Consider the following 17,823-nt stretch of genomic DNA (forward strand, 5'->3'; position numbering starts at 1 on the left):
TTCTACTCGCCTATAAATTCCTCCCTATTTCTCTAAAAAAATTAGATATCAAGCAGTGAAAAAAACAGATTGTTTATTAATTACTCAAGCTGGATCACTTTTTGACCATTATTGTTATTTACTTTTTATTAACATTAGCACTACACTTACCTTAACTGGTTAGACCTCTTATCAGATAGTATTCCAACAATAACATTACGACCGAGTATCGTAATCACCTCTGTTCCTACAAACAGAGCAGCGCCGGAAAAGGAGAATCACATGGCCCTGACACTATTAGCAACTGTAATCGCACTTGCTGCATTAAGTTACCATCGACAATCTTTGCGAACTGCAACCTTAGTAACCGCAGGGATCCTTGCCGTCAGTTCAGGGCTAGGTTACGCCGGCCCTATTACATGGGCTGTTTTCTTAGCTATTTCGGTACCATTAAATATTCCTTCAATAAGGCAATCCCTCTTCAGTAATAAAGCATTGGCTATGTTTAAAGGCGTAATGCCTGAAATGTCACAAACGGAAAAAGATGCGATTGAAGCAGGAACTGTTTGGTGGGAAGCTGAGCTATTTAAAGGTAACCCTGATTGGAAATTTCTACATAATATTCCCAAAAATACCTTATCAGCTGAAGAACAAGCCTTTATGGATGGTCCTGTAACTGAAGTGTGTCGCATGGTAAACGACTATGAAGTAACACATGAACTTGCCGACTTACCTCCTGAAGTTTGGCAGTATCTGAAAGACCATAAGTTCTTCGCCATGATCATTAAGAAAAAATACGGCGGTTTAGAGTTTTCTGCGTATGCACAGTCTTGTGTATTACAAAAATTGACCAGTGTCTCTGGTGTACTTTCTATTACCGTTGGTGTGCCTAACTCATTAGGGCCAGGAGAACTACTGCAACACTATGGTACAGAAGATCAGAAAAACCATTACTTACCTCGCTTGGCTGAAGGCAAAGAGATCCCATGTTTTGCGTTAACAAGTCCTGAAGCGGGCTCTGATGCGGGATCTATTCCTGATTTTGGCATCGTAACCAAAGGAATGTGGGAAGGCAAAGAAGTTGTCGGCATGCGCATTACTTGGAATAAGCGTTACATCACGCTTGCGCCTGTAGCTACGGTATTAGGCCTAGCATTTAAGCTTCAAGATCCTGATGGTTTATTAGGGAATAAAAAGAACCTTGGTATTACCTGTGCGCTTATCCCTACAAATTTAGAAGGCGTGAAGATTGGTCGTCGTCATTTCCCTCTTAATGTGCCATTCCAAAATGGTCCAACCCAAGGTAATGATCTGTTTGTTCCATTGGATTACATTATCGGTGGTGAAAAAATGGCAGGACATGGTTGGCGTATGCTGGTGGAATGCTTGTCAGTTGGCCGCGGTATTACGCTACCATCAAACGCAACAGGTGGTGCAAAAACAGCAGCCCTTGCAACAGGTGCTTATGCGCGAATTCGTCGTCAGTTCAAACTACCGATTGGTAAAATGGAAGGGATTGAAGAGCCATTGGCACGTATGGCGGGTAACGCTTACATGATGGATGCTGCAAGTAACCTAACGGTAGCTGGTATCGTTCAAGGTGAAAAACCATCGGTTATCTCTGCAATTGTAAAATACCACTGTACTCATCGTGCACAACGTATTGCCATTGATGGAATGGACATTGCTGGCGGTAAAGGGATTTGTTTAGGTAACTCAAACTTTTTGGCTCGAGGTTACCAAGGATCTCCAATTGCAATTACGGTTGAAGGTGCAAATATTCTGACTCGTTCAATGATCATTTATGGTCAGGGCGCGATTCGCTGTCACCCTTACGTACTCGAAGAAATGGGTGCGGCTTATTTAGAAGATAAACAAGCTTCTCTTGAAAAATTTGATGCTGCCGTATTTGGCCATATTGGTTTTGGTATCAGCAACTTTGTTCGCTCACTGTGGTTTGGTTTAACTGATGGTCGTGGTTCTAAAGCCCCATTTAGTGATGAAACAAAGCGTTATTATCAACAAGTAAACCGCTACAGTACTAACCTTGCCTTATTATCAGACATTTCAATGGCTGTACTAGGTGGTAGTTTAAAACGTCGTGAGCGTATGTCTGCTCGTCTCGGTGATGTATTGAGTCAACTTTATTTAACGACATCAACATTAAAACGCTTTGATGATGAAGGCCGTCAAAAAGAAGATTTAGCGTTAGTTCATTGGAGTGTTCAAGATTCACTACACCAAGCAGAGCAAGCAATTGATGGGCTGCTGTCTAACTTCCCTAACCGATTTGTTGCAGGTGCAATGCGTTTTATCCTATTACCGACTGGGTTACGTCGTCAGCGTCCAAGTGACAAACTAGACCATAAACTGGCTCGTATTCTTCAAGAACCATCAGGTGCACGTAGCCGAATTGGTCGCGGGTTATTCTTGGAAGCAAGCCGATTTAATCCAGTAGGAAAAATGGAAGAAGCATTAATTGATATCTTAACTGCTGAGCCCATTTATGACCGAGTATGTAAAGAATCAAAACAACGCCTACCATTTATGCAGTTAGACCGTGTTGCTAAAGTCGGTTTAGAACTAAACATTATCTCGGATAAAGAGGCGCTTTTACTACGTAAAGCCGAGAAAAGTCGTTTAGCAACAATTAGTGTTGAAGACTTTGATCCAAGCGAACTTATTGTAAAACCTCAAACGAATGAATTTGAGCACAGTAAAATAGCGTAATAGATTGACCTTAATAGATAGCAAAAGGCCAGAGTCACTACTCTGGCCTTTTTATTTTAACCTATTTTAATTTTAAGCTGTAAGTGAACTATTCAAGTTAACAACTAACTTTAAGTAAATAATCTCTTCAATGGATAAATAATCAACGCTGTTGTTATCAACACCTAGCAGGCCACAACCAATTAAATTACTCAGTGTAACTTTATTATTTTTTATTAATTGATCTTTAAAAGCCGCTTCTAACGTTACCTTATACTTATCCAAAATAGTTCCCCTATCAATAATTGAGCGGATTATATTTAATCGAAATATAAATTACAAATGTTATAAAAAAGCAAACGTTATCTAATTAAAAAATGTAACAAAATAAAGAATCGATAAAAAAGCCGCATTTTTGCGGCCTTATATTGATTTTGCTTATATTTAATACTGCAATTTAAACTTTAGGCGGCGGTGGCATCGACAATTTTTCTGACTTAGGTGCTGCCGCTTTTTTCTCTTTAATTGATTTTATTTTTTTCCAACCAAAAATACCGCCAAAAATAAGAACAATGATAAGTAAGTTACCAACCCCAATATAAATCCAAAACCACTTACGCGCCTCTGCACGATCTTCTTCTAGTTTTTTCTGTTCTTCAATCTTACGCTGAGCAGCTTCTTCTTTCAGTCTTGCTTCATACGCTGCTTTTAAATCGATAGGTTCAGTAACGCCATAGTTGTGTTTACCAAGATAAAACTGAAGCGGACGAGAAGTCGCGAGATCGGTGGCATACACCCATCCTGACCACGTATTTTTGCCAGGAAGATAACTATTAGGTAAATCGAAATACAGTTTACTCTCCTCTTTTTCAGCTTGAGATTGAGTAATCGTTACCACTTTATTTGGGTCGATTTGCTCAATATGAGCCGCAAGTGAGCCGCTCTTAATAACGCCACCTTCGGTATCAACACTCATAGAGTGAGAAAGGCTTTGATTACGAGCTTGGGTAAAACTCGCCCGAATCGGCGCAGGGTAAACTAATACGTCTTGCTCTACTGTACGTAGAAATACACCATTGCGAGATTGAATTCGAACCCAGTATTTTCCAGGTTTAACATTAATAGGCAGATTTACCGTAAATACGCCATCTGCTGCGACTTCATCAAGATCTTGTCCATCATCTTCAAAAGTCCCTAGAACTTCAGCTAATGGACGTGCTTCTTTCACCAATTCTTTTTCATTGGCAAGATAAGGAGTAAACGTCACATTGAGTTTGATACGATTTAAAAAATCTCGTAATACTAATGGCTTACCATCTTGTAATAATCTGGCTGTAAACTTCAAACTTTCTGATTGATATAGCTTTTTAGGTAACGAATCTACATTCAAAGTAAGGTTAGATAATATCTTAACTTTATTTTTAAGTGTGATCTTACCTATCGCCTGCCAAGGCCCCGGCATTGGATTTTCGATAGAGATAATATCCATGCCATTTTCTTCATACCAAGCTACATGCTCTGGGTGTTCCCATGCGTAGTATTTAGTGCCATCTGGACGAACGATCGTTACGGCTTGTGATGCTTTTTCTCTATAAACTAAAAAAGAGACTTGCTTTATGGTTGGATCAACACGAAAACGGTTATCCAGCCACGACATTTCAGTACTCTTTGCCCAAGAAAGCATTGGGAAAAACAGTACAATGATCAATAACCGCCACATATTACACTCCTAACTACGCCACAAACAGGCATCACCAACGATATCTAAGCGCTTTTCATGCGCTTCTATTTCATCGGCCGTAGCATGCAAAACCTTTAATCCTTTTCTTCCTGAATTCAATCTTTTAATGCTTTCTTCTGAGGAATCGGATTGATTACCAGCATTAAAACTCAAGCTTGTTTGTCCACCCGTCATTAATAAGTAAACATCAGCTAGAATTTCGGCATCGAGTAAAGCGCCGTGAAGCGTACGATGTGAGTTATCAATTCCATAGCGCTCACAAAGAATATCAAGGTTATTACGCTTACCTGGGAAGATTTTCTTCGCCATGGCCAAGGTATCGGTAATCTTACAATACTGATCCGTAGTACCGATAAGCTTGTTTAATTTACTGAATTCATAATCCATGAAGCCAACATCAAAGGGCGCGTTATGAGCAACCAGCTCCGCACCTTTTATGAAGGCTAAAAATTCATCATGAATATCTTTATATTCTGGTTTGTCATACAAAAACTCATCAGTAATACCATGAACATCAATTGCCTCAAGATCAATTAATCGATCAGGCTTAATGTATACATGAAAGTGATTACCGGTTAATTTTCGATTGATGATCTCGACTGCACCAATCTCAACAATACGGTGACCTTCATAAACTGGGCCACCGGAAAAATTCATACCTGTGGTTTCTGTATCGAGAACAATAATTCGATTCGGGGAATTGTCGCTAGTATTCATAGGCTCATTTGTGTCAGACTATTTCTAAATTCTTCTAATGATAACAGAGATAATGAAGCAGGTTGAAATTTTCACAGATGGTTCTTGTTTAGGTAACCCAGGTCCAGGTGGATACGGTATTGTAATGCGCTATAAAGGTACAGAAAAAACGTTTTCTGAGGGGTTTAATCAAACGACTAATAATCGTATGGAAATGCTTGCTGCCGTGGTTGCTCTACGTAATCTAAAAGAGCCATGCTCTGTCGTACTAACTACAGACAGCCAATACGTTCGCCAAGGGATCACACAATGGATTCACGGTTGGAAAAAACGTGGATGGAAAAAAGCGGATAAGAAACCGGTTGTTAATGCAGATCTTTGGAAGCAATTAGATGCGGAAGCAGAGCGCCACACTATAGATTGGCGCTGGGTTAAGGGTCACGCTGGTCATCGTGAAAATGAAATGTGTGATGAACTAGCAAGAACAGCAGCAGAAAACCCGACTAAAGATGATGCGGGTTATCCTGGCTAATCTGACTTAACTTTACTCTGATGTGTTTGAGCAACTGAAATAGGAGCCAATTTCGGCTTCTTTTTCCAAGCAGATTTAATCGGTCGCAATGGATAGGTACGCTTTCTTGCTACGATAAAATAGATACCACTGATTGGTTTAACAGAATCCCCACCTAAATTTTCAAACCAAGTCCATATTGTGCGATAGCGAGTTAAAGGCGCTAATGCAAAACAGTCACTGTAGACTACTTCAAAATTTAACACACTAAGCCAATCTTTGATTCGATGTGGTGTAAACATTCGCCCACTCCACGGTAGGTTATTTTTTCTCCATGGGAATAAGCTAGCAAGCCCTATCGCACTCATTGGGTTAAACCCAGTTAAAATAACATAGCCATCATTAATTAATACCCGATCAACCTCTCTCAATAATTGATGAGGATCTGATGAATAATCAAGCTGATGAGCAAGCACGCAAGCATCAATACTTTTTTCTAAAAAAGGAAGTTGAGGTAAATCAGACGTAATATTTCGTAATGAATTTTTGTTATCTAGGTTTACTTGGTGTTTAATATTACAAAAGCGACTCTCGAGTTCAGCACTCAAACCACCAATTTTAAGCATATGATAGCCAAACAGTTTCGGACACCATTCATCAAGACGAGACTGAATCAACTCACTTATCCATGTACCGTGAGGAATATCTGACCATGAATGTGGTTTCTCAATTTTTTTATCAAGCAGTGCTGGCTTAATCAATATCGTTACCTATAACTATTTTATGACATCGAATTTGGAGAAAGGTTAATGCTAACTATCAAAAGCATACCTGCATTTAATGATAATTACATTTGGTTAATTCACAACAATGATAATCACTGTGTTGTAGTTGACCCAGGTGATGCAGCCCCTGTTTTAGAAGTAATCAACGCTGATGGCTTTATTTTAGATGCTATTTTAATTACTCACCACCACCATGACCATATTGGTGGTGTACCTGAACTTGTCCGACAATTTCCAAGCGTTAATGTTGTTGGCCCTGAACATGAACCGATTCCGACATTAACACACCCAGTTAGCGACGGTGACTTTGTTGAAATATTTGATGAAAAGTTCATGGTACTTGGTGTTGAAGGCCACACTAAAGGGCATATAGCTTATATCGGTGATGAAAAACTATTTTGTGGTGATACCTTATTCTCTGCTGGCTGCGGACGATTATTTGAAGGAACCGCAGAGCAAATGTTTAATTCACTACAAAAATTAGCTGCCCTACCCGATGAAACTGAAGTGTATTGTGCTCATGAATACACTGCATCAAACTTAGCTTTTGCCCTTGCTGTTGAGCCAGATAATGATTACCTACAGCAATACAGAGAAAAAGTATTGCGACTTAGAGCTCATGGTAAGTCGACACTTCCATCAACACTTCAACGTGAGAAGCTAATCAATCCCTTCTTAAGAACCAATGAACCTGCGGTTAAACACGCCGTAGCAAACAAGGTTAACGACAATACAGAAGTTGAGACCTTTGCCGCATTAAGAAGATGGAAAGATGAGTTTTAAGTAGGAAACTTGTTTGAAGTGTGGTTGCAACGTATTATCCGTCTCCAAATAAAAAATATGAATGCCAATCTCGTCAAAGAGGTTGGCGCAACACACTGAAGGCAATACACAATGAAATTTAAACTCCACTGGATTGGATTGGCATTACTTGCAGGCTGTCAAACTGTACCCTCACCTGAAGAAAATCAAACTGACAACACCTCAGGAACTTCATCATCGATAGTTGCGCCTTCAAAACCAGATACTACACCAGTAAAAACAACACCCGTTGAGAAGCCAGCACCAACACCACAAGAACAAGAAGATGTTTGGCAACGCATTGCTATGCAATTAGACATGCCTATTCCAAAGCATGAATCGATTGATTATTACCGTAATTGGTACATCAAGCACCCAAGTCATTTGCGTACCGTTGCAAAGCGAGCAAAGCCCTTCTTGTATATGATCACGGTTGAAATTGAAAAACGTGACTTACCTATGGAGCTTGTTTTGCTTCCTGTAGTTGAAAGTTCGTTTGACCCATTTGCGTATTCTCACGGCAGTGCGGCCGGTTTATGGCAGTTTGTACCCGGAACTGCCGATCGCTTTAAGCTAGAACGTAATTGGTGGTATGACGGTCGTCGTGATGTACCAGCAGCCACAAACGCAGCTTTAGACTATATGGAATATTTTGACAGTCGCTTTGATGGTAACTGGCAGCAATCTATCGCGTCATACAATAGTGGTGCAGGCCGCGTATCAAGAGCCATTAAGAAAAATAAAAGATTAGGCAAACCAACCGATTTCTTCTCATTAGATTTACCAAAAGAAACCAGTGGCTATGTTCCAAAACTATTAGCATTAGCAGATATCATTAAAAACCATGAGAAATATGGCGTAGAGCTGCTACCTATTCCAAACAAACCTGTTTTAGAAATGGTTGATCCTAAGCAACAATTAGATCTTGCCATTGCTGCAGAATTTGCTGGTATTTCAATTACCGAATTGCAAGGTTATAACCCAGCTTATAACCAATGGGCAACCTCTCCAGATGGCCCATACCACCTATTGCTACCTATTGAAAATGTAGCGCAATTTAATGCGAACCTAAAGAAGAATGGTGATAAAACCATGAAAGTTGTACGCTATAAAGTACAACCTGGTGATACGATTAGTCAGCTTGCAGTAAAACACAACACAACAACAAAAATCATAGAACAAACCAATGATTTGAATGGTTCTAGTATTCGTGTTGGGCAACACTTACTTATTCCAACCGCTTCTCAAGGCAATAAAACTTATGCATTAAGTGCACCTCAGCGCTTAAAGAAAACACAAGCAAAAGCCAAAGGTAAATATAAACTAAGTCATAAAGTAAAAGACAGTGAAAGCTTATGGAGCATCGCGCGTGATAACTCAATTTCATACCGTGATTTAGCAAAATGGAATGGCATGGCACCAAAAGATTCATTACGCGTAGGTCAGAACTTAGTGATTTGGAAAAACAGCTCTGATGGCGCAATCATCCGAACTGTGCATTATCAAATCAGACAAGGGGATAACCTAAGCTCTATCGCACAGAAATTCAGTGTCTCTGTGACAGATATTATGAAATGGAATAACATCGAACGAGGCTCTTACATTAAGCCAGGTCAAAAATTAAAACTTTACGTTGATGTTACTAAGGTAAACGTATGACACCGTCTTCAAATCCATTGATCTTATTGGTCGATATATTCCGCTCACCTGCTGACTGTTTTGCCGCGCTATACGAGCGTGGCAAATGGGCATGGCTACCTTATATTTTATTGGTCTTCGCACCATTCATGTTTTGGGGAACCTATTTCGATTTAGTGAATTTCGAATGGGTAACCACTAACTTAACCGCCCAAATAGAAAGTATTGGTGGGCAAGTTCAACCTGAATGGTTAACTAAAGAGATATTACTGGCCGGCGAAGTGATTAACGATGTTATGGGCCGAACTGCGACTATTCTGCTATTAGCATTGTGGTTCAAACTGGCAACAAAACAGAGCCAATATCAGCACGGTTACTTCAAATGGGTAGCAGGCAGCACCATTGTGATGTTCCCTGCATTAATTGGTGATATCGCAAGTTACGCTAGCCTATTGCTTAATCACGCGAATATCATGCCTTACGCTGCCGATTTAAACAGCTTAAATGGCTTAATGAAGTTGCCAATGACAGATCACTGGTCTGCTTATGCGAGTTCTTTCCCACTACTAATGCCTTGGTATATTGCGCTAAGCTATGCTGCTTTAGGCGCATGGACAGACTTAGAGCGCTCAAAGGCACTTATCATTGCCATTCTACCTTGGGTTAGCTGCTTTACATTGTGGGGCTTTGTTACGGCGTTTTCAGGCTAAAACTTACCTGTAAAGGGTTATGATCAGAAGCGTTGCTCTTTATTGAGTGCGCTTCTTTTACTTTTAATCCACGATAAAAAATATGGTCTAACGGTAAGCCTGTAATAAAACGCATTCTTTCATCTGGTGTAAAGATCACTTCTTTTAAATTCAACCGTTCAGTTTGCTGGGTTAATTCACTTAACCTTGCATCACTCCAAGAATTAAAATCACCTGCAACAATTAAAGGACCTTGCTGTTCTTCGACCTCCTTAGAGAGCGACTCTATTTGTTTTTTATAGTCTTCAGTACCTAAGGTAAAGTTAATCGCATGAAGATTAACAACCATCAAGTTTTCACCATTCGAAAGTCTATATTCAGACAGCAGCGCCGATTTAGGCAAGCGAAGCCAAGGCTCTATTGCGGTATGCGCACACACTTTGGTTGCCGGCGATTTTGCTAACGTTAATACACCTGCGCTAGTATCAAACACATCAAAGGCACGCACTAATTCTGCTGAGTAGGATCTATCAATCACAAATTGCTTTAGCTCAGGCGTTAGACTGGCTTCTTGCAACAACACTAAATCTGATGGTTCAGATAATGCCTTTAATGCTTTTTCCCAATCCACTTTCTGTTGTTTATAAATATTCCACACCAATACATTCAATTGACCATTACGGTCAATCGGTGCAGAAACATCAAACTGAGCACAACCGGATTTATATTGAGGAACAACTTGCTCTGGTGTTGAGGAGATCTCAATAAATTCAGGATCTGTAGGTACAGTGAAAATAAATGCCTTTGCCGTCAACGTTAAACCAACAGCAATCGCAGCACATGATAATAAGCGGGTTTTCATTTTCATAAACAAAAAAAGGAGTGAATCATCACTCCTTCCTTAAATAGTAATAATGCTAACTAGATTAGCAGATACTCATGTTTATGTGGGTATTAAATTGCGTCTTCGTCTTCTTCACCTGTACGGATACGAATAACTCGACTCACATCTGTGATAAAGATTTTACCATCACCAATTTTACCTGTTTGCGCCGTTTCAATAATCGCATCAACACACTGATCAACCACGTCATCAGTCACTACGATTTCTAATTTCACTTTAGGTAAAAAATCAACCATATATTCAGCGCCACGGTACAACTCTGTATGACCTTTTTGACGACCAAAACCTTTAACTTCAGAGACAGTCATACCTGTAATTCCGACATCAGCAAGGCTTTCACGCACATCATCAAGTTTAAATGGCTTAATAATGGCTTCGATCTTTTTCATATTAGTCCCTTAACATTAATAAATAGTATCCACCTATTATCCTTGAGCCAAAGCTAACATACAACCAAGGAATTACATTACTTCATTGTCGAGTAATACGCCGCTAAATTCGCCATATCTGCATCATTTAGCATTGCTGCCATTGGTTGCATTACTGCTGAATTACCACCACTTCGTTGCTTATTTTTATACGCTTTCAATGAAGATTCAATATATTGAGCATTTTGACCTTTCAGGTTTGGATAACCTGGAATAACCGCAATACCATCAGCGCCATGACAAGAAGCACATATCGCCGATTTTGCCTTCCCTGCTGCCGCATCCCCTGCCGCTAGTGTTGGTGCTGATGCAAATAAAGCGACAAACGCCAATCCAATTATTTTTTTCATTCCATTGCTCCTTATTATTTTTGGTTATTTTGCCAAGTTAGTTATCAATGTCTATTCAAATTCAGTTTTATGCCAGTGTAGCTCACATTCTTCGCCTGAAAATTTTTGACAAACAAATAAGCCCGCAACAGCAGCCAGTTCATCATTATAAAAAACCATTGGCATTCGAGTTCTTTGCCAACTGGGTACTTCATACTCTTGATATAACTTTTTCATTTTTCGACTGTGCTGACGAGCTTCAGGATGAGGCGTTAAACCTACCACATTAAAACGTACTTCAACTTTCTCGTTTTCTGAAGGTGCTCTTAATAACAAAGCCTCTTGATTTGAAGAAGTAATGGTAGCGGCTTTATCCTCTGTCACTACTGGTAACAAGGTCAGTTTCCCAAGGGCGTCTGGTAGTAGTAACTTATCCTTTAGCTCACTTCTCCACTCAGACAGTTCTTCATAATGAGGCAAACAGTATAAATAACCTTGGGAGCGTCTAAGTTGAACAGAGCCAAGTGCTAATGTAGGGTTCGCATCTTCTTTTGCTTGCGCCACTTCATTCCATAGCACACCAAGTTGTACTTGGCTTGGCAAAGGAATAGCAAACTGCTTTAACCATAATCTTAATAACATATTACGAGCTAATGGCGATTCATGGATCAATCGTAAAATATAAATACCTTGATACGCATTTTGAAACTCTACCAGCTTTGGGGAAAGTAATTCATTTAGCAGACTTTCTTGCTCGGCACACAACTGAGCACTACGGGATACCGCAGAAGTAAAACTTGGCCAACGTTGGACTAAATTAGGCACAACATCATGACGTAAAAAATTACGGTCGAACCGCGTATCGTTATTACTTTCATCTTCAACCCATTCAAGTTGGTTTTCTTGTGCGTACTGCTCAATCTCAGTTCGAGAAACAGAAAGTAATGGCCGACACTTATAACCTTGAGATAAAGGCGTAATTGATGGCATAGAGGATAATCCAGCCGGTCCACTGCCTCTTTTTAGTGCCAAAAAAAAGGTTTCGGCTTGGTCATCTTGATGTTGACCCGTAAGTAATAAGCTATTGGCCTGCATATGCTTATCTAATGCTTTATAGCGTGCTTTTCTTGCTACCTCTTCCAAACTATCTTGAGCGCTCACAACAAGTTGAACCCGCTCAATATTTAATGGGATTGATAAAGAATCACAATGCGCTTGGCATACGGTTTCCCAATCAAATGCATGCTGACTTAAACCATGATTAACATGGACGGCAATGCATTCTAATTGCTTATCTTTAGCATAAATAGACGCCAACCGAAGAAGTACCATAGAATCAATACCACCACTTAAGGCAACAACAAGATGTGGTGTAGCGACAGGATAAGAAGCTAACTGAGATGAGAATTGAGAATAAAGCATAAACAGTATATCCAGATAATAAAAAAGCGAGCACTCAGGCTCGCTTTCACTTTACTCTATCTGACAAAAATTATCAGCAGTAACCGTAACTCATTAAGCGTTGGTAACGACGATCAAGCAGAGCTTCTGCGTCAAAACCTTCAAGCTCATTCAATTGTTCAATCAAACGTGCCTTAATATTTGCAGCAGTTGCTTTATGATCGCGGTGCGCGCCGCCTAGTGGTTCATCGATAATCGTATCAATCAACTCTAACTCTTTTAGACGAGGAGCTACAAGACCCATCGCTTCAGCAGCTTGTGGCGCTTTATCTGAATCACGCCATAAGATTGAAGCACAACCTTCTGGAGAAATTACAGAGTAAGTAGAATACTGGAGCATGTTCACGTAATCACCCACACCAATTGCTAGTGCTCCACCTGAACCACCTTCACCAACCACGTTACAAATAACAGGAACGCTTAGCTCAGACATGATTTTTAAGTTCATTGCAATCGCTTCAGATTGGCCACGCTCTTCCGCGCCAACACCTGGATAAGCACCAGCGGTATCAATGAAAGTAATGATAGGCATTTTAAAACGCTCTGCCATTTGCATTAGGCGTTTTGCTTTACGGTAGCCTTCTGGTTTTGGCATACCGAAATTGCGTAATACTTTTTCTTTTGTTCCACGACCTTTTTGATGACCAATAACCATCACTGGGCGACCGTCTAAACGAGCAATACCACCGACAAGCGCTTTATCATCAGCAAAAGCACGATCGCCAGCTAATTCATCAAACTCGGTAAACATATGTTCGATGTAATCTAATACATATGGGCGCTCTGGATGACGAGCAAGTTGAGCAACTTCCCATGCACCTAGGTCACTAAATGTTTTCTTTTTAAGCTCTAAACATTTATCTTCTAATTGCTTAATTTCTTTTTCTAGATCAAGCGTATTATCTCCACCACGACGAGAAATATCACGCAGCGCTTCAATCTTAGCTTCTAGTTCTGCAATTGGTTTTTCAAATTCAAGAAAATTTAGGCTCATTAAAGAATCCTTGTTAGTTCTAGGCTACTCAAATTAGTAGCCTTATTTATTCTAGTTAAATTCAAGCTCGACTTGCTGTTCGCCAAGCAACGATTTCAAATCATCCATCAGTTGGTCTGTTGGCGTCACTCGCCATTCTGTTCCTAAGACCAACTTAACACGAGCATCAGCTCGCTGATAATATACATTTACCGGAACAGTCCCTGCCCGGTTCGGCTCTAGTATTTGACTAAAGCGTTCAAAAAATTGGTTGTTAATTTGCGCATCGGTAACAGAAACGGATAGCCCACGAGCGTATTTTTCTCGTGCATCTCCCAATGACATCACTTCACGGGCTGACATTTTAAGCCCACCATTGAAATCATCAAAGCTGACCTGTCCCGAAACGAGCACTATTTTATCAGTTTCTAGTAAATCAGCGTATCGATCAAGCGCATCTGAGAACAACATCACTTCCATTCGGCCAGATCTGTCATCTAATGTCATCAAACCAATACGATTACCTCGTTTAGTGGTCATTACTCTAGCAGCAATCACTAAACCTGCAACTGTTACTGTTTGATCACGTCTCGTAACGTGAGCATCATTCAATCGCCAAGTCGTATATCGAGACAACTCTTTAATATAGGCATTCACTGGGTGTCCAGTTAAATAAAGACCTAATGTTTCACGCTCTCCCTCAAGCCATACTTTTTCAGGCCATCTTGGTACATGAATATACGCTTGCTCTACTTCTTCTGGCGCTTGAGTTAACACCCCGAACATATCCGATTGACCAAAAGCTTCGGCTTGATGATGCTGGCCTGCCGCTTTCATGGCATCCTCTAATGAAGCCATTAATGCTGCACGATGCGGTCCAAGTCGATCTAATGCGCCTGAGCGGATCAATTTTTCAACAACACGCTTATTGGTTTTCTTTGTATCAATGCGAGCACAAAAATCGAATAAATCACGGAAATGCCCGCCTTTATTTCGTGCTTCGATGATATTTTCAATTGGTCCCTCACCAACGCCTTTGATTGCACCAATACCATAAACGATGGCACCATCTTCATCGACATTGAAACGATATAAACCCGCATTCACATCTGGTGGCAATACTTTTAACTTCATACGGAAACATTCATCAACCAAGCCGATGACTTTTTCCGTATTATCCATATCAGCCGTCATTACTGCAGCCATAAATTCCGCTGGATAATGCGTTTTTAACCATAAGGTTTGATAAGAAACGAGTGCATAAGCCGCAGAGTGAGATTTGTTAAAGCCATAACCTGCAAACTTCTCTACCAAGTCGAAGATTTTCATCGACAACTCGCCATCAACGCCATTTGCAATTGCACCTTCTTTAAAGGTACCACGTTGTTTTGCCATCTCTTCTGGCTTTTTCTTACCCATTGCACGACGAAGCATATCCGCGCCACCTAGCGTATAGCCCGCTAAGATCTGTGCAATCTGCATTACTTGCTCTTGATACAAGATAATGCCGTAAGTTGGCTCTAACGTTTCTTTTAACGACTCGTGCTGCCACGTTGCATCCGGATATGAAACCTCTTCTCGACCATGCTTACGGTCAATAAAGTTATCTACCATGCCTGATTGCAATGGCCCCGGACGGAATAGTGCCACCAATGCGATAATATCTTCAAAACAGTCTGGTTGTAGACGTTTGATAAGATCTTTCATACCACGGGATTCTAGTTGGAATACCGCGGTCGTTTCCGAGTTTTGTAATAGATTAAATGACGCCTGATCATCCAAAGGAATCGATTCGATTCGAATTGGATCTTTTCCTTCTTTTGCTAGCTTTGGGTTAACTAGGCCTAATGCCCAGTCAATAATGGTCAACGTTCTTAAACCCAAGAAGTCAAACTTAACTAATCCAGCTGTTTCAACGTCATTTTTATCAAATTGCGTTACAGGGAAATTACCATCGGCATCACAATATAATGGTGCAAAATCTGTAATCGTCGTTGGTGAAATAACAACGCCACCCGCATGCTTACCTGCATTTCGTGTACACCCTTCAAGGATACGACACATATCGATCAGCGCTTTAACTTCCTCATCCGCCTCATAGAGTTCGGGCAGTTGTGGCTCAGCATCAAACGCTTTGGCTAGCGTCATTCCTGGATCTGGCGGTACTAACTTAGAAATACGGTCAACAAAACCATAAGGATGACCAAGTACTCGACCTACATCTCGAATTACCGCTTTAGCAGCCATAGTACCAAAAGTGATGATCTGAGATACCGCATCACGGCCATACATTTCCGCTACGTGATCAATAACTTGATCACGTTTATCCATACAGAAATCGATATCAAAATCGGGCATGGATACACGTTCAGGGTTTAAGAAACGTTCGAACAGTAAGTCGTATTCAAGAGGATCAAGATCGGTAATGTCTAAAGCATAAGCAACCAAAGAACCCGCACCTGAGCCACGACCAGGACCAACTGGAATATCGTTATCTTTTGACCACTGGATAAATTCCATTACGATCAAGAAGTAACCCGGGAATCCCATTTGGTTAATAACATCAAGCTCTATCTGTAGACGTTCATCATATTCAGGTCGACGCTCTAAACGCACTTTCTCATCAGGAAACAAAAAGGCCAAACGTCTTTCTAAACCTTCTTGAGATTTCTTAACGAGGAAATCTTCAATCTTCATCCCTTCTGTTGGGAAGTTAGGCAGAAAGTATTCACCCAGACGTACCGTTACGTTACAGCGCTTTGCTATTTCAACGCTGTTTTCTAGTGCTTCTGGTATGTCAGAAAAGAGTTCACACATCTCTTCTTCTGAGCGCAGGTATTGTTGTTCACTGTAGAGTTTTGGGCGGCGAGGATCTTCTAAAGTAAAACCATCATGAATTGCCACGCGTATTTCATGCGCATCAAAGTCATCGGCTTTAATAAAACGAACATCATTAGTGGCAACAACTGGTAGGCCTTCATTTTCGGCTAACTCAACAGCGAAGTGCAAGTAACTCTCTTCGTCAGGTCGGCCTGTTCGCGTTAGCTCTAAATAGTAATGTTCTGAAAAGTGTTCTTGATAAAACGCGACACAGTCACGAGCGAGATCTTTATTGCCCTTTAATAAGGCTTTTCCAACATCACCGCTTTTACCACCAGAGAGAAGTATTAAGCCTTCTTTATGCTCGATTAACCACTCTTTATCTATTACCGGTGTATGCTGAACATGTCCGCGTAAATACGCTTTGGAGATCAATAATGTTAGGTTTTTATACCCTTCATTATTTTTAGCTAAGATGGTTAAATTAAACAGTTCCTTACCAAGCTCTGGTGACTGAACTTTAAAATCGGCACCAATAATAGGTTTAACACCAGCACCATGTGCAGCAAAATAATACTTAACTAAGCCACATAAATTGGTGAAATCTGTCAATGCCATTGCAGGCATTCCTAACTCAGCGACTTTTTTCACTAATGGTGGCACTTTTGAAAGCCCATCCACTAGTGAGAAATCACTGTGTACTCTGAGGTGTACGAATTTAGGTTCAGACATTATTCAATCCCTAACACACGCTTAACGGGTTTAAAGCTGCGGCGATGTTCAGCAATCACACCATGCTCTTCAATCGCAGCAAAGTGTGCTTTGGTTGGATAACCTTTGTGCTTGGCAAATCCATATTGAGGGAATTCTTTATCTAACTCTTCCATCTCTCTGTCACGAGTTACTTTTGCAATAATGGATGCAGCACTGATCTCTTGAACTCGTAAATCGCCTTTAACAACCGCTAAACCGGCCATTGGTAAATCAGGGACTTTATTGCCGTCAATTAAGGCAAAATCAGGCGTTATCTTCAACCCAGCAATAGCCCTTTGCATCGCAACCATTGTCGCTTGCAGAATATTCAACTCATCAATTTCATGTGCCTCACAACGGCCTAGTGACCATGCTAAGGCTTTTTCTTGAATTTCGGGAAACAGTTGTTCTCGTTTTTTATCTGTCAGTTTCTTTGAATCTGTTAACCCTTCTATCGGATTATTCGGGTCTAAAATTACAGCCGCAGTAACAACAGCACCAACTAATGGCCCACGCCCGACTTCATCAACACCGGCAAATAACTGGTATCCTTCAGGGTATTCAAATGGTGGTAATTCTTTTGAGTCTGTTTTTTTTGTCATGAGG

General features: G+C 40.5%; 16 protein-coding genes. 5 read left to right on the forward strand and 11 right to left on the reverse strand.

The features are described from left to right. Positions 1 to 261 precede the first annotated feature (261 nt). Positions 262 to 2,709, forward strand: a complete 2,448-nt coding sequence (gene fadE / locus PVK70_RS03635; RefSeq protein WP_130047687.1) for an acyl-CoA dehydrogenase FadE — start codon at positions 262 to 264, stop codon at positions 2,707 to 2,709. Positions 2,710 to 2,781: 72 nt separating this feature from the next. Here fadE and PVK70_RS03640 read toward each other — a convergent pair whose 3' ends face one another. From PVK70_RS03640 to dnaQ, 3 genes are all read right to left on the reverse strand, one after another. Next, positions 2,782 to 2,973, reverse strand: a complete 192-nt coding sequence (locus tag PVK70_RS03640; RefSeq protein ID WP_242504764.1) for a hypothetical protein — start codon at positions 2,971 to 2,973, stop codon at positions 2,782 to 2,784. 172 nt (positions 2,974 to 3,145) lie between these two features. Then, on the reverse strand, positions 3,146 to 4,408 hold the full coding sequence (locus PVK70_RS03645; RefSeq protein WP_130047689.1) for a TIGR03503 family protein: 1,263 nt from the start codon (positions 4,406 to 4,408) through the stop codon (positions 3,146 to 3,148). Positions 4,409 to 4,417: 9 nt separating this feature from the next. Continuing rightward, positions 4,418 to 5,146 (reverse strand): DNA polymerase III subunit epsilon, encoded by a 729-nt coding sequence (gene dnaQ, locus PVK70_RS03650; protein ID WP_130044060.1) that lies wholly within the window; start codon positions 5,144 to 5,146, stop codon positions 4,418 to 4,420. A 37-nt stretch (positions 5,147 to 5,183) separates the two neighbouring features. On the opposite strand from dnaQ, the gene rnhA reads away from it, so the two are divergent. Beyond that, positions 5,184 to 5,657 (forward strand): ribonuclease HI, encoded by a 474-nt coding sequence (rnhA, locus tag PVK70_RS03655; RefSeq protein WP_130047690.1) that lies wholly within the window; start codon positions 5,184 to 5,186, stop codon positions 5,655 to 5,657. On the opposite strand, the gene PVK70_RS03660 is transcribed toward rnhA, so the two are convergent. Continuing rightward, positions 5,654 to 6,394 carry a methyltransferase domain-containing protein gene (locus tag PVK70_RS03660; protein WP_207215640.1) on the reverse strand — a complete coding sequence of 247 codons (741 nt, stop codon included), beginning with the start codon at positions 6,392 to 6,394 and terminating at the stop codon, positions 5,654 to 5,656. The two genes, rnhA and PVK70_RS03660, sit on opposite strands and share 4 nt — an antisense overlap. Positions 6,395 to 6,445: 51 nt before the next feature. On the opposite strand from PVK70_RS03660, the gene gloB reads away from it, so the two are divergent. From gloB to PVK70_RS03675, 3 genes are all read left to right on the forward strand, one after another. Then, a complete protein-coding gene (gloB, locus tag PVK70_RS03665; RefSeq protein ID WP_130047691.1) occupies positions 6,446 to 7,204 on the forward strand; it encodes a hydroxyacylglutathione hydrolase in 759 nt (252 codons plus the stop codon). A gap of 111 nt (positions 7,205 to 7,315) precedes the next feature. After that, positions 7,316 to 8,881, forward strand: coding sequence for a lytic transglycosylase (locus PVK70_RS03670; protein WP_130047692.1), 1,566 nt, complete (start codon positions 7,316 to 7,318; stop codon positions 8,879 to 8,881). Then, positions 8,878 to 9,570, forward strand: a complete 693-nt coding sequence (locus tag PVK70_RS03675) for a YIP1 family protein (RefSeq protein ID WP_130047693.1) — start codon at positions 8,878 to 8,880, stop codon at positions 9,568 to 9,570. Before PVK70_RS03670 ends, PVK70_RS03675 begins: the two co-directional genes overlap by 4 nt. On the opposite strand, the gene PVK70_RS03680 is transcribed toward PVK70_RS03675, so the two are convergent. The 7 genes from PVK70_RS03680 to rnhB form a co-directional block, all read right to left on the reverse strand. After that, complete coding sequence (locus PVK70_RS03680; RefSeq protein ID WP_130047694.1) at positions 9,551 to 10,417, reverse strand: endonuclease/exonuclease/phosphatase family protein; 867 nt, start codon at positions 10,415 to 10,417, stop codon at positions 9,551 to 9,553. The two genes, PVK70_RS03675 and PVK70_RS03680, sit on opposite strands and share 20 nt — an antisense overlap. A gap of 86 nt (positions 10,418 to 10,503) precedes the next feature. Further along, positions 10,504 to 10,842, reverse strand: a complete 339-nt coding sequence (glnB, locus tag PVK70_RS03685) for a nitrogen regulatory protein P-II (protein WP_060991646.1) — start codon at positions 10,840 to 10,842, stop codon at positions 10,504 to 10,506. 77 nt (positions 10,843 to 10,919) lie between these two features. Further along, a complete protein-coding gene (locus tag PVK70_RS03690) occupies positions 10,920 to 11,231 on the reverse strand; it encodes a c-type cytochrome (protein WP_130047695.1) in 312 nt (103 codons plus the stop codon). A gap of 51 nt (positions 11,232 to 11,282) precedes the next feature. Continuing rightward, positions 11,283 to 12,632, reverse strand: a complete 1,350-nt coding sequence (gene tilS, locus PVK70_RS03695; RefSeq protein ID WP_130047696.1) for a tRNA lysidine(34) synthetase TilS — start codon at positions 12,630 to 12,632, stop codon at positions 11,283 to 11,285. Between the two features lie 73 nt (positions 12,633 to 12,705). After that, the gene (accA, locus tag PVK70_RS03700; RefSeq protein ID WP_130047697.1) at positions 12,706 to 13,665 is read right to left on the reverse strand and encodes an acetyl-CoA carboxylase carboxyl transferase subunit alpha; all 960 of its coding nucleotides are present in this window, start codon (positions 13,663 to 13,665) and stop codon (positions 12,706 to 12,708) included. Positions 13,666 to 13,716: 51 nt separating this feature from the next. Further along, on the reverse strand, positions 13,717 to 17,196 hold the full coding sequence (gene dnaE / locus PVK70_RS03705; RefSeq protein WP_130047698.1) for a DNA polymerase III subunit alpha: 3,480 nt from the start codon (positions 17,194 to 17,196) through the stop codon (positions 13,717 to 13,719). Continuing rightward, entirely contained in the window at positions 17,196 to 17,819 is a 624-nt protein-coding gene (gene rnhB / locus PVK70_RS03710) for a ribonuclease HII (protein WP_130047699.1), read from the reverse strand. The genes dnaE and rnhB overlap by 1 nt, the downstream gene beginning before the upstream one ends. Positions 17,820 to 17,823: the final 4 nt, after the last annotated feature.

Source organism: Aliivibrio sp. A6, assembly GCF_028765505.1.
Lineage (GTDB): Bacteria > Pseudomonadota > Gammaproteobacteria > Enterobacterales > Vibrionaceae > Aliivibrio > Aliivibrio finisterrensis_A.

Coding starts and splice junctions, on each gene's coding strand:
- fadE (WP_130047687.1), top strand. CDS start 262: ATGGCCCTGACACTATTAGCAACTGTAATCGCACTTGCTGCATTAAGT.
- PVK70_RS03645 (WP_130047689.1), bottom strand. CDS start 4,408: ATGTGGCGGTTATTGATCATTGTACTGTTTTTCCCAATGCTTTCTTGG.
- dnaQ (WP_130044060.1), bottom strand. CDS start 5,146: ATGAATACTAGCGACAATTCCCCGAATCGAATTATTGTTCTCGATACA.
- rnhA (WP_130047690.1), top strand. CDS start 5,184: ATGATAACAGAGATAATGAAGCAGGTTGAAATTTTCACAGATGGTTCT.
- gloB (WP_130047691.1), top strand. CDS start 6,446: ATGCTAACTATCAAAAGCATACCTGCATTTAATGATAATTACATTTGG.
- PVK70_RS03670 (WP_130047692.1), top strand. CDS start 7,316: ATGAAATTTAAACTCCACTGGATTGGATTGGCATTACTTGCAGGCTGT.
- PVK70_RS03675 (WP_130047693.1), top strand. CDS start 8,878: ATGACACCGTCTTCAAATCCATTGATCTTATTGGTCGATATATTCCGC.
- PVK70_RS03680 (WP_130047694.1), bottom strand. CDS start 10,417: ATGAAAATGAAAACCCGCTTATTATCATGTGCTGCGATTGCTGTTGGT.
- glnB (WP_060991646.1), bottom strand. CDS start 10,842: ATGAAAAAGATCGAAGCCATTATTAAGCCATTTAAACTTGATGATGTG.
- PVK70_RS03690 (WP_130047695.1), bottom strand. CDS start 11,231: ATGAAAAAAATAATTGGATTGGCGTTTGTCGCTTTATTTGCATCAGCA.
- tilS (WP_130047696.1), bottom strand. CDS start 12,632: ATGCTTTATTCTCAATTCTCATCTCAGTTAGCTTCTTATCCTGTCGCT.
- accA (WP_130047697.1), bottom strand. CDS start 13,665: ATGAGCCTAAATTTTCTTGAATTTGAAAAACCAATTGCAGAACTAGAA.
- dnaE (WP_130047698.1), bottom strand. CDS start 17,196: ATGTCTGAACCTAAATTCGTACACCTCAGAGTACACAGTGATTTCTCA.
- rnhB (WP_130047699.1), bottom strand. CDS start 17,819: ATGACAAAAAAAACAGACTCAAAAGAATTACCACCATTTGAATACCCT.